Consider the following 12,808-nt stretch of genomic DNA (forward strand, 5'->3'; position numbering starts at 1 on the left):
GCCGCAGAATCCCTCTCCTATGGGGTAAACACTGCGAAATTTTAGCAACATCCGCCCCGTCTCCATGTAGCTCTTCTGCTAGAGTATTTTGTATTCAAAACTCAACTGGAGGAGACCATGCAGAAACTCAACTTCCACCCCGCCGGCCGCCACTTCCTTCAAATCCCCGGGCCGAGCCCCGTTCCCGATCGCATCCTGCGAGCCATCAGCTATCCGACCATCGACCATCGCGGCCCCGAATTCGGGGTGCTTGGCCTCAAGGTGCTGGCCGGGATCCGGCAGATATTCAAGACTGAGCACCCGGTCGTGATCTATCCCGCTTCCGGGACAGGCGCATGGGAAGCCGCGCTGACCAACACGCTGAGTCCCGGCGACACGGTTCTGATGTTCGAGACGGGTCACTTCGCCACGCTCTGGAAGAAGATGGCCGAGAATCTTGGCATCCGGCCAGAGTTTCTCGGCTTGCCCGGCATCGAAGGCTGGCGCCGCGGCGTGCAGGCCGACATGATCGAGGCACGCTTGCGCACGGACTCCCAGCATGCCATCAAGGCGGTGTGCGTGGTGCATAACGAAACTTCGACCGGCGTTACCTCGGACATCGCGGCCGTGCGCAAGGCGATCGACGCCGCGCGGCACCCCGCGCTCCTGCTGGTCGACACGATCTCCGGCCTGGCGTCTGCTGATTACCGGCACGACGAATGGGGCGTGGATGTGACCGTTTCCGGCTCGCAGAAAGGGCTCATGCTGCCGCCGGGCATCAGTTTCAACGCGGTGTCTCCCAAGGCCATCGAAGCCGCCAGGACGGCAGGACTGCCGCGCAGCTTCTGGAGCTGGGACGAGATCATCGAGATGAACCGCACCGGCTACTGGCCCTATACCCCCAGCACAAATCTGCTCTATGGCCTGTCCGAAGCGCTCGACATGATCCTCGGCGAGGGGCTGGACAATGTGTTCGCGCGCCACCAGCGGCTGGCGGAGGCATGCCGCCGGGCAGTGCGCGCCTGGGGGCTGGAGATCCAGTGCGCCGACCCTTCCGCGTACAGCCCGGTTCTCACCGGCGTGATGATGCCCGAGGGGATCGATGCGGACGTTGTGCGCAGGAACATCTATGACCGCTTCAATATGTCGCTGGGCGCGGCGCTCGGCAAGATGAAAGGCCGCATGTTCCGCATCGGCCATCTCGGCGACTGCAACGACCTGACGCTGATGGCGACGCTCGCCGGCTGCGAAATGGGCTTGAAGATCTCGGGCGTGCCGGTCGCGGCAAGCGGGACATCCGCGGCGATGGACTACCTGGCCGCCCATGCCACGCCCTTGCCGCTCAAAGCCGCGGCCTGACGCCGTCCGACGCAACTGTAGTTCCGAAGCGAGGAATTCCGCGCGGCTGCGCCGCGGCGGCCAGCGCCTGGACTGGCCTCCAGCCTTGCGATGCCGGGGAGGGCATCGCGGCGGGAGCCAGTCCGTCACCGGTACGCGGTGGCGCCAATTCCCCGCACCGTACCGATCGCGTGAGGATCGGTGCAGCAGCACAGACATACCTGAAAAAAGCTGAGGAGACGCTGTGGATACTACCCTGCAGGCCGGGACAAAAGTGAGGACCTTCGAGGACGCCGTTTATCGCAAGGTAAGCTGGCGGCTGATACCGTTCCTGATGCTGTGCTTCCTGATCGCTTATCTCGATCGTGTCAACGTTGGTTTCGCCAAGCTTCAGATGTCGCAGCAGTTGGGCTTCAGCGAAACTGTTTACGGCCTGGGCGCCGGCATCTTCTTCATTGGCTACTTCCTGTTCGAAGTGCCAAGCAACCTGGCCTTGCACCGGTTCGGCGCCAAGGTGTGGATCGGGCGCATCATGGTCACATGGGGTGTGCTCTCCGCGTGTTTCGTGTTCGTGGAGACGCCAACCGCCTTCTACACGCTGCGCTTTCTGCTCGGCCTGGCCGAAGCCGGCTTTACGCCAGGCATCGTGTACTACTTGTCCTGCTGGTATCCGGCACACCGGCGCGCCAAGATCATGGCGATCTACTGCATGGGCTCGCCACTGTCCGGCATCATTGGTAACCCGTTGTCCGGCTTCCTGATGGGCAGCATGGGCGGCATCGCAGGCTGGGCCGGATGGCAATGGATGTTCTTCATCGAGGCCGTTCCCGCAGTCCTGCTAGGCCTCTTCTGCTTCTACTATCTGGACAACTCGATTGCCAAGGCCAAATGGCTCTCCAGCGAGGAGAAGCGCGTGCTGGAGTTGGCCAAGGCGGAGGACGTCAGGTCGGCGGACCCGCAGGCGCGCGTCGGCAACGTCTTCACCGACCCACGCGTCTGGCTCATCAGCCTGATTTGTTTCTGCTATGTCACCGGCCAGTACGGCATTACCCTGTGGCTGCCGACCTTCATCAAGTCCACAGGCGTCACCGACCCCATCCATATCGGCTTGCTGAGCGCGATCCCCTATGTGGCGGCGATTGTCACGATGTACTTCTTCGCAAAGAGCGCCGACAAGCATCGCGAACGGCGCTGGCACCTGATCGTGCCCTGCATGATGGGAGCGATCGGCTTCCTGGCGCTGCCCTGGGTCATGCACAGTACCGCGCTGTCGCTGGTGTTCCTGTCAATTGCCGCGGCCGGCATCCTGACCTGCACGCCGCTGTTCTGGTCGCTGCCGACTGCTTTCCTGAGCGGTGCCGCGGCGGCCACGGCAATCGCCATGAGCAACTCGATCGGCAATCTCGCGGGCTTCACCAGCGGCTACATGATCGGCTATCTCAGGGACGTGACGCAGAGTGGCACCAGCGCCTATTACATGATCGCGGCAATGCTGATCATTGGCGCCTTTGCCATCTGGACCTTGCCTGCCAAGCTGGTCAACCGATAACAACGGGAAGCGGTGCGCCGGCGCCGCACCGCTTCCCCGCACCCCCAACGACTCGGGCGCCCGTAGCGGGCGCATGGAAGACTCTCATGAACAGTGCATTCGAATCGAAAACGGACGGACCAGATACGCAAGCGCCGTTCAACCTGTTGGAGGCCACCGTTGCCACCGTGCATGCCGCGATGCGTGACGGCCGGCTGACGGCACGGCAACTGGTGCGCGGCTACCTGGACCGGATCTCAGCCTACGATCAAAGCGGCCCCCGCATCAACAGCATCCTCCGGCTCAACCCGGAGGCGCTGGCAGAGGCGGAACGCATGGACGCCCGGGCCGCCGGGAAGCCGGCGCAGGCCCTGGCTCCTCTCCACGGCATCCCGGTGCTGATCAAGGACAATATCGAATGCGGTGGCATCGAAACCACCGCAGGCTCGCCTTGCCTTAGGGGCAATATGGCCGCGCAGGATGCGTTTATTGTCCAGCGGCTGCGCCGGGCAGGCGCCATCGTCCTGGCAAAGACCAACCTGCACGAGCTTGCCTCCGGGGGGGAGACCGTCAGTACGGAGCTTGGCCAGACCTTGAACCCATACGACCTGACGCGAACGCCCGGCGGCTCAAGCGGGGGCACCGGCGCCGGCATCGCAGCCAACTTCGGCCTGCTCGGGATCGGAACCGATGGGGTCAACTCGATCAGGTCGCCGGCCTCGGCTAACAATCTCGTCGGCCTGCGCCCAACCATGGGCCTTGTCAGCCGAACGGGGCTCGTTCCCTGCGGTCTGACGCAGGACACCATCGGGCCGATCACACGGACCGTTGCGGATACCGCTGTACTACTCGACGCAATAGCCGGGCACGACCCGGCCGATCCTGTCTCGAGCCAGGGCGCCTCCCACATCCCCGCGAGTTATACGGCCTTTCTCGATCCCGACGGGCTCAAGGGCGCGCGCATCGGCGTACTGCGCCATTTCTTCGGCGATGGGCCCGAGCATCGGCCCGTCAACGCCGTCATGCAGCAAGCACTGGCCGTCATCGAAACACAGGGCGCGGAACTGGTCGCGGTGGATGACGCCATCAGCCCTGATGAACTCCTGGCGTCCACGCTCGTGCATCACTACGAGATGGAGCACGATCTCGATGCCTACCTGGCCCGGCTCGCACCGGGCGTGGGGGTGCGGTCGCTGAAAGACATCATCGCATCGGGGCAAGTGCACGCAAGCGTCGCGGGAACGCTGACCACGGCAGTGGCGCTCGCGGGCAAGGACGCGGAATACCGCGAGCGCTTGCAACGTCAGCAGGCATTGCGCCAGCGGCTACTGAATCTGATGGAAGCGCAGCGGATCGACGTGCTGGCCTTTCCGCATCAGCGCCGCCTGGTGGCGCCAATCGGCGAGGCCCAAGCCGATCGCAACGGCGTACTCGCATCTGCCACCGGCTTTCCGGCGATCGTGATTCCAGCGGGGTTTTCCGCCGCGGACCGCAATGCGCCGCAGGGCGTGCCGGTTGGATTGGAGCTCTTCGGCCGTCCGTTTTCGGAACCCGTGCTGATAAGGCTGGCCTATGCGGCCGAGCAGGCTCTGCGCGCGCGCCGGGCGCCGTACGCGGCACCGGCGCTCGAATAGGGGCGTATCGGAACGAATCTTCATTGCTGCTCTACAAACGCCAGCCGATCCAGGCGGCGAGAAGTTTGCGGATATACCGTGACGACCTCAAACGAGGAGGAGACAAAGATGGGCGCAGAAGTGGTAGTTCAATCGTCGAGTTCCCCACAGCAGCACGAGCTCGACCGGGCAATGGATGGCATCGGCGTGACGGCTTCGCACAAGAAGATCATCTTCATGATCATGCTGGGTGTGATGTTCGACGTCTTCGAGCAGAATGCGGTCGGCCTGGTTGGCCCCATGCTGCGGGAGCAATGGGGTATCTCAGTGGCGCAGATCGGCTTTCTGAACACACTGACCTTCAGTGCCGCCGCGCTCGGACGCATCGGATCGGGCTATATCGCGGATCGCTATGGCCGGCGCACCATGCTGAGTGCAAACCTGCTGCTGTTCACGCTGGGCGCCATCATCTGCGCGCTGGCGCCGAACTATGCGGTGCTGGCTGCGGGCCGCTTTATCGTCGGCATCGGCCTGGGCGGGGAGATATCCATTGCTGTGACGATGCTGGCCGAGTTGTGCTCGACCCGCTTCCGGGGTACGGCGGTAGGCATGGTTAGCGTGGGCAGCGGTGGTCTTGGCAATATGCTGGCGCCCGCCTTTGGCCTGGCCGTGTTCGCCATGTTCCCGGGACCGGACAACTGGCGCTGGCTGTTCGCCTGCCTGGTGGTCCCCGCGTTCTTTGTCGTGTTCTATCGACGTTTTATTCCGGAGACACCGCGGTTCCTGTTGTCCAAGGGACGGGTAGACGAGGCTAACCGCGTGCTGTCGATCCTGGCGTCGGGCCGGCTGGGCAAGCTCGCAGGTGAGCCGACGCCGTACATCAAGGCATCGGTGCAGGATGAGGCGCCGCGCGCCAAGGTGCGGCTGAGCGACGTATTCAAAGGCCGTCTGGGCCGACGCACGATCGCGCTCGGGATTGCGGTGTCCATGACATACGGGGCGCAGATTTCCGTACTGACGCTGATGCCGACGATTCTGATGTCACAGGGCTACACCATTTCCAAGAGCTTGCTCTTCACCATGGTGATGCAGAGCGGCAGCCTGTTCGGCGCGCTCGCGGCTTCGTACTGCGGCTATCACATCCCGCGCAAGCGCGTGCTGACGGTAGGCGCCGGGCTGGCGTGCACGGCCGGACTATGCTTCGGCTTCCTGACGTATAACGTCGCCCTGGTACTGCTGTTCGGCGCGGCCTTTACGTTCTGTGTCGTGTTGCTCAACACCTCGATCTGGATCTTCGCGCCGGAGCAATATCCCACGCACGTTCGCGCGTTCGGCACTTCCCTGATCCTGGCGCTCGGCACGCTGGCCGGGGCACTGACACCGCTGATCAGCGGCCGGGTGTTCGAAACCTACGGCGTCGGCGGCATGTTCAGCATGCTGGCAGCGATGTACGCTGTTTTCGCACTGAGTGTCCAGTTTGCGCCGGAAACCTTCGGCCGCGCCATGGGCGAGACAGCCGCCGACGACGAAGCCGATCTCGCGGTAGGTGGTAGTGCGGCCAGCGCAAGCGGCTCCTGATCGGCGCATCGCGATGAACCACATCCTGCTGATCAATCCGAATACGTCGCAGTCGACCACGCAGATGATGGTTGACATCGCGCGTGCCACACTTGCCGGCGACCTGGAGATCCGCGGCCTGACGATGGCGCGCGGTGTGCCGATGATCGTCGACGAGGCAGATCTGCGCGCCGCCGCGGACGCGGTCGGCGCCATGGATCTGCCCGGCGCCGGTCCGGATCGCGCAGGCGTGCGCGCTGTCATCGTCGCCGCATTCGGCGATCCCGGCGCGGACGCGCTTCGGCGCAGGCTAGCCGTGCCGGTGGTGGGGATCGGCGAAGCCGCCATGCGAGAAGCGGCGCAGCATGGGCGTCGATTCGGTATCGCCACGACGACGCCGTTCCTGGCGTCCTCGATTGAAGCCAATGTACGGCGCTACGGACTCGATGCCAGCTTCACGGGTGTGCGTTTCACCCGCGGCGATCCTCGCATGCTTGGCCTTGACCCGGCGGCGCTGGAAGCCGCACTGGCAGAAGCGGTCCGGGCCTGCGTGGAAGCTGACGGAGCACAAGCGGTGGTGATAGGAGGTGGCCCGTTGGGCCAGGCGGCCCAGGCCTTGAGCGCGCGTTTTTCCATTCCCGTGATCGGTCCGGTGCCAGCAGCGTGCCGCAGCCTGCTGCGCGCGCTTGCCGCGAGCGAGTCGCGGAGTCATTCAAATCCTTCATTCAAGGAATTGCCCTAAGCATGACATCAACCAACATCGATACGGTCGCGCAGGCCCTGCTTTGCGCACGGCGCGAGCACCGTTGCGCCGACGCGGAGCGCTTCGCCACGGCGCTTGACAATCCGGAGCAGGCCTACGCCGTGCAGTCGGTCGTGGCTCGCTCGCTTGGCTGGCAAAAGACAGGCGCCGGGTACTGGAAATCCGGCGGGCCTTCACGCGAGGCGCAACTGACACACGCCGAACTTCCGTCCGCCGGGGTGTGGACCAGCCCCGCGCATGCCGGGGACTGGCCCTTCACGTGGCGCGGCATTGAGGCCGAGATCGCGCTGCGGCTCGGGCGCGGGGTGGACGCCGCGCAGGCGGCCGCCCTCGATGGTCCGGGCGCGGCCGCGCTGATCGACGCGATGGCGGTCTCGATTGAGGTCGTCGACTCGCGCTGGCAGCAGTACGTCGCCGCACCTGCGCTACTGAAGCTGGCTGACCTGCAGGCCCACGGGGCGCTTGTGCTTGGCGAGTGGCGTGACTATGAAGCGCGAGACTGGGCGGCACAGCGTTGCCGGGTGCAGATTGGCATGGAATCGATCGAACGCCGTGGCACCCATGCCCTGGGCGATCCGGCCTACGGACTGGTGGCCTGGCTGCGCCACGCCACGCGCGCGGGCCGAAGCGTGGAAGCCGGCACCGTCGTCACCACGGGCACCTGGGTCGGAATTCTGGCGGCGTCGGCTGGCGACCTTGTGACAGCGGAATTCGAAGGCATTGGCCGCGCCTCGATCCAGTTCTGAGGATGGCGGGACAATCGGGATTCATCGAGGCGTAACCGGTGGTCGGCACGCCTTCTTTTTCGGTCTCCCGCAGGGCCAGGCTTATCGCAACAGATAGAGCGGAAACTGCCCACCGTTCATCGGGAAAGCTGCGCCAGCCACTTCACCGAGCGCTTCCATTGCACCCAACCCACCCATCGATATGCCGCCGGCACAGTCCACGCTCCTCCCGGCGTCAGTGCAGGCAGTGAAAAGCACCAGGGCTGCGAGCCCGGCCCAAACCAGCTTGCTCATGAACTTCTCCTCGCGATTCCGGCAGGCAAGGGGAGTGGGAGTCGCCGGGAATCGGGGCGGCGAGTCCCACGATGATTTCAGCAGTCGCAACCTTCGGTCCACGCTCAGGCGGGCCTGATGTTCTGGTTCACGCGGAACAGGTTTGCAGGGTCGTACTTGCGCTTGATCTCCGCCAGTCGCGCATAGTTGTCGCGATAGGCAGCCTTCACGTTGTCGTTGCCTTCGTCCATCATCATGTTGATGTAGCCGCCGCCGGCCGAGTGCGGATGCAGCGCCAGCCAGTAGTCCTTGGCCCACTGCACGATGCGGTCGTTGTTGGCCGGGTCGGGATCGACGCCGACAATCACGCTGGCGAAGCTCGCATCGCGGTAGCTGAACGCGGTGTCATTCGGGCCCGCGCGATGCGCCGCGCCGTTGATGGGATACAGGTGCATGGTCGAGTGCATGGACGGCAACTGATGCCCATACTTGATGTGCAGATCGATGGCCTTGTCGCTCAGGTCGCTCACGAAGTCGGCTTTCCAGTACCACTGAAGGCCAGGCGGATACAGCGCGTCGAACAGGCTCTGCAAGACCGGCCAAGGAATGGAGCCGGCAAAGTCCACCGCTGGCGGCATGGCGTCGCGAATCGGCTTGAACCGCGCCTCGGCCTGATCGAGTGGACCCGTGTAGCACCACACCACGGCGCACATCTTCTGCAGGTGGACAGACTCGGGGAACGGCGGCCCGGGCGGCACCGTCACAAAGCCGAACCAGCCATTGATGTCCTGCGGCGCAGTCAGGATGAAATCGCGCCACCACTTCATCAACTCGCGCGCCTGGTCCATCGGCCACAGCATCGGGCCGCCGTAGACCGTGCCGACGGGATGGGCCTTGAACTCGAATGAGGTGACCACGCCGAAGTTGCCGCCACCGCCGCGCAGCGCCCAGAACAGGTCCGCGTTCTCGTCGCTGCTGGCATTGACCAGTCGCCCGTCGGCCAGAACGACCTCGGCGCTAAGCAGGTTATCGATCGTCAGGCCGTAGGCGCGGCTAAGGTAGCCAATGCCCCCGCCAAGCGTCAGCCCACCCACGCCCGTGGTCGAGATGAAGCCGCTCGGCGTCGCCAGTCCATAAGCGCTGGCGGCGTGGTCCACATCGCCCCAGGTGCAGCCGCCACCAACCCGAATGGTGCTGCGCTTCGGATCGACAAACACGCCTTTCATCGGCGACAGGTCGACCACCAGTCCGCCATCGCATGTGCCGAGCCCCGCGCCATTGTGCGCACCGCCACGTACGGCCAGCAGCATTCCGCTGTCTCGCGCGGCGTTCACCCCCGCAATGACGTCCGCGACATCCGTGCAGCGCGCGATCAGTGCCGGGCGCTTGTCAATCATGCCGTTGTACACCGCGCGTGCCTGGTCATAGGCCGCATCGCCAGGCTGAATCAATTGCCCCCGAAAATGCGGCTTCAGCGCCGTGACGACGGTTTCACTCAGAGCACCTTCCATGGTTGCCTCCTGTCCGGTAGGTATGCAGGAGTTTTATCAACCTCGGCGTTTGAAAGGCGTTAGGCGCACCGTTATATGCGCCAATCTCCGACGCGGCTGGCCCGGAGCGGCCAAACCATCACTAACGCGCCAGTAACGCGCGCGCCCGGACGATGTCGGGCTGGTCGAAGCCCTCGGCGAATCGGGCGAGCGGCGGCTCGACCACTCGGCGCGCGCCGATACCCTCCCGTGGCTCGCGCAATGCCGCCAGCGACAGCGCGGCGCGTAGCTCGAGAGGGCGAGCCCGTTGAGCGGCGGCGATCTCGATCGCCTTGATCAGCGACGATTCGGCTTCGGCCAGGTTGGCGCTGCGTTGCAGCAGAAGCTCGCCGCGCAGGCGATAGAGCTCCGCGTCCAGCCAGTGCTCGCCAGTGTGCTCCGCATGATGGAGCGCCTGATCCAGCGCCGCAAGCGCGGCCTCGGTCTCGCCCACGTCACCCAGGCATTCCGCCAGCATGCCGAGATACAGCGGCAGCCGCAGGCGCGCGCCGGTGCCATGAAAGCCCTCGATCGCCGCCCGCATTGCCGCCACGGCGTCGGCGCCGGGCGACTGCTTTGCATTGGCCCAGGCGAGCAGCACGTCAGCCCAGGCAAGGTAGTAGCCGACGTGGTACTGATCGGCGATCGAACGTGCCTGTCGGGCGTAGTGAAGCGTGAGACCGTGCTGCCGGCGCAGGGCATGCTGCGTTGCAAGATAAGACAGCGCCAGCGCCTGGGAGAACGGGTGTGCCAGCCGGTTTGCCACCTCCAGCGCTTCGCGTCCACGCCGGAGGGCCTGATCGGCAAGCCCGGTGAACCAGAATGCATGGGCCGACCACGCCGAGGCCAGCACGCCGAAGTTTCCGCCCATCAACGACACATGCTCGGCGTGCTGGGTTTCGTCATAAGCGCCGATCGCGCGTTGATACGCTGGCTCCGCCGCCACCCAGTCACCCTGCTGGACCAGGCTCCCCATGATGTTGGTCCATGCCATCGACGCGTAGGTACCCGACCCGGAAGTGCCCAATCCCGCGATGAGTTCCTCGCTCAGGCTCCGTGCCTGGGCAAGCTCCGCACTGACGACGAGAAAGAAGGCAAGGCTGACCTGGGCGCGCGCCTGCTGACCGAAGTCGCCCGCCTGTCTGCTGAGCTCCACGGCGCGCCGCAGTGGCGTGTCGAGCTCCGGTGCCGCCCACCCACGGGAAATGCGAATCGGCGGCGCAAGGTCGAGTTGCAATGCCAGCGACTGCTGAGCGCGCTCTTGCGGATCGACGATCTGATCGGCTTGCGCCAGCCCGCGCCGCAGCAGGGCGATGGCATCGTCATAGGCGTACACACTCTGCGCAACGCCGGCCGCGCGCCGATAGAACGCGGCTGAATCGGTTGGCAGGCCCGCCTGTTCGTAGTGCGCGGCAATCTGCGCGCTGGCAGCGTCGAGATCATCGTCCGGCGCCTGTTCAAGTGCGCGTGCCACGCGTTGATGCAGGCGGCGGCGTTGCAGCGGACTGACCTCGGCGTACGCCACGTCCCGGATCTTGTCGTGGCTGAAGTCAAAGGCAATGCCCCCGCTGTCCGGCTGGCGCACGATGCCTCGTTGCCAGAGTTCATCCAGCGCATTCGTGAGGGCGTCCTCGCGCACGTCGCTCGCCTGGGCCAGCACATCGGCGGTGAATGCTCGCCCGATGATCGCCGCGACGCCGACGATATCGCGCGCGGCAGGCGACAGTTGCGCAAGACGGTTCGAGATCACCGTGTACACCTTGGGTGGCAACTTCGGGACCGTGCCGTGCGGCGTGCCGCCGGCCGTCGCGGTGCCGGACCGGGCGCGCATCATCTCGACCGTGAACAGGGGATTGCCTTCGCTTTCCTCGAATAGCCGGGTTGCCTCCGCATCGGCCAGCGGCCGATTGATGATCTGCGCCGCGATCTTCGCAGTTTCGGCGGCATCCAGCGCGCCCAGCAACATCTCCGTGAGCTGGTCGTCGCGCCGCAAGGCGTCAAGCAGCTGGCTCACGGCGTGCAAGGGCGTGAGGTCTTCATGCCGCGCCGTGGCGACCACGAGGAGCTTCGCGCTCACGTCGAAGCGCATCAGGAAACGTAGCCATTCAAGCGTCTCCGCGTCGCACCATTGCAGATCGTCGAGCAACAGCAGCAGCGGCCCGTCTGTCGCCAGCACGGCGCGCGCCAGCGCTTCGAAGAACCGCTGGCGCTGCCAGTATTCGGTGAGTGGGGAGGGCGGAGGCAGGCCGGGTTGTTGCGTCAGCAGCTCTGGCAACAGGCGCGCGACTTCGGTCAGCCACAGTCTGTCGAGTCCGCTCATCGCTTCGTGCAAGGCGGGGCTGCGCAGCCAGCCGGTGACCGGCGCAAACGCGACCCGCCCCTCGGCCGCGTACGCGCGCGAGTGCGTCGTGGTGAAGCCTTGCCCGGAAAGGTGCACGAGCAATTCCTCCGCCAGGCGCGACTTGCCGATGCCTGCTTCGCCCGAGATCAGGGCGAACTGCTTGTCGCCAAGCTGACTACGCTGCCACACTTCGAGAAGCCGCCGCCATTCGTCGTGGCGTCCGATCATTGACAGCATGGGGTCCCGTGGGCGTCGACGCTGTGTTGGCGCAGCCTGGGCAGCAAGGCGCGCATAGGCCTCGCGCAAGGCTTCACTGGGCACGATGCCCAGCTCGCGCGTGAACGTTTCAACGCAGTTGCGATAGGCGCGCAGCGCGGATGCATGATCGTGATTCAGGGCATGCAGGCGCATCAGCGCCATATAGGTGGGCTCGCGTAATGGGTCGAGCCGCTGCAACTGCTGCGAGTGTTTCAACGCCTTTGCGTAGTCGCGCCTGTCCTCGCTCAACAGGCTGAGCCGCACGAGCGCCGCGATGCACGCTTCGCGTAACTGATCGCGCTGCGGGGCGATCCATTCATCGTAACAACTGGCTAGCAGGTCGCCCCGATACAGCTCCGCTGCATGCGTCAGGCGCTCTTCCTCGGTGGCCGCGTCGTTGTTGCTTGCGGCCCGCGCCGCGGTGGCCAGGGCCGACTGAAACTGCGCGACATCGAGATCGAACGCGGAATCGGGCAACCATCGCACCATTTGCGCGTCGGCGTGGACGAAACTGGCTGCGTGCGGCCATGACTTGCGTAGATGAAACAGGAGCTGACGCAATGCGTTGCGTGCCTGCGCTTGCGTGGAATCGGGCCAGAACAGGAAGGCGAGTTGCTGGCGCGACTGCGGCACGTCTCGATGCAAAATCAGATAGGCAAGCAGCGCCTGCAAGCGGGGAGAATTCGCGTCAGGCATCGGCGCGTCGGCGCCGTCGAGATGGAACTCGCCGAACAGTCGGACAGAGTAGCGAGCTTCAGGCGCCATGCTGGTCACCGGAGATCTAGGCGACTTCGGCGGCGTCGTGGAGGCCGGCCCACGTCCTGGTACGCTGGACTGCCGATGGCGGTGCGGACGCACTCGACAAACATGCGTAATCGCGCAGGCACGCATCGGACTTCAGCGT

9 protein-coding genes are annotated in these 12,808 nt (G+C 65.0%); 6 read left to right on the forward strand and 3 right to left on the reverse strand.

The features are described from left to right. Window positions 1–117 precede the first annotated feature (117 nt). The 6 genes from AC1DT6_RS32785 (at window position 118) to AC1DT6_RS32810 (ending at window position 7,524) form a co-directional block, all read left to right on the forward strand. Complete coding sequence (locus AC1DT6_RS32785; protein WP_441630507.1) at window positions 118–1,338, forward strand: pyridoxal-phosphate-dependent aminotransferase family protein; 1,221 nt, start codon at window positions 118–120, stop codon at window positions 1,336–1,338. A gap of 223 nt (window positions 1,339–1,561) precedes the next feature. Beyond that, window positions 1,562–2,866, forward strand: coding sequence for an MFS transporter (locus AC1DT6_RS32790; RefSeq protein WP_045240300.1), 1,305 nt, complete (start codon window positions 1,562–1,564; stop codon window positions 2,864–2,866). Between the two features lie 86 nt (window positions 2,867–2,952). Continuing rightward, window positions 2,953–4,479, forward strand: coding sequence for an amidase family protein (locus AC1DT6_RS32795; RefSeq protein ID WP_441630510.1), 1,527 nt, complete (start codon window positions 2,953–2,955; stop codon window positions 4,477–4,479). 108 nt (window positions 4,480–4,587) lie between these two features. Then, window positions 4,588–6,036 carry an MFS transporter gene (locus tag AC1DT6_RS32800; RefSeq protein ID WP_441630512.1) on the forward strand — a complete coding sequence of 483 codons (1,449 nt, stop codon included), beginning with the start codon at window positions 4,588–4,590 and terminating at the stop codon, window positions 6,034–6,036. Between the two features lie 13 nt (window positions 6,037–6,049). Further along, window positions 6,050–6,757: an aspartate/glutamate racemase family protein gene (locus AC1DT6_RS32805; protein WP_441630514.1), complete on the forward strand. Its 708-nt coding sequence runs from the start codon at window positions 6,050–6,052 to the stop codon at window positions 6,755–6,757. A gap of 2 nt (window positions 6,758–6,759) precedes the next feature. Further along, the gene (locus AC1DT6_RS32810; RefSeq protein ID WP_441630516.1) at window positions 6,760–7,524 is read left to right on the forward strand and encodes a fumarylacetoacetate hydrolase family protein; all 765 of its coding nucleotides are present in this window, start codon (window positions 6,760–6,762) and stop codon (window positions 7,522–7,524) included. Window positions 7,525–7,605: 81 nt separating this feature from the next. Here AC1DT6_RS32810 and AC1DT6_RS32815 read toward each other — a convergent pair whose 3' ends face one another. The 3 genes from AC1DT6_RS32815 to AC1DT6_RS32825 form a co-directional block, all read right to left on the reverse strand. Beyond that, window positions 7,606–7,797, reverse strand: a complete 192-nt coding sequence (locus tag AC1DT6_RS32815) for a hypothetical protein (RefSeq protein ID WP_441630518.1) — start codon at window positions 7,795–7,797, stop codon at window positions 7,606–7,608. A gap of 104 nt (window positions 7,798–7,901) precedes the next feature. Next, on the reverse strand, window positions 7,902–9,287 hold the full coding sequence (locus AC1DT6_RS32820; RefSeq protein ID WP_441630519.1) for an FAD-binding oxidoreductase: 1,386 nt from the start codon (window positions 9,285–9,287) through the stop codon (window positions 7,902–7,904). 121 nt (window positions 9,288–9,408) lie between these two features. Further along, entirely contained in the window at window positions 9,409–12,669 is a 3,261-nt protein-coding gene (locus tag AC1DT6_RS32825) for an ATP-binding protein (RefSeq protein ID WP_477111858.1), read from the reverse strand. Window positions 12,670–12,808 lie beyond the last annotated feature (139 nt).

It is taken from the genome of Cupriavidus sp. 01L45 (assembly GCF_056399885.1).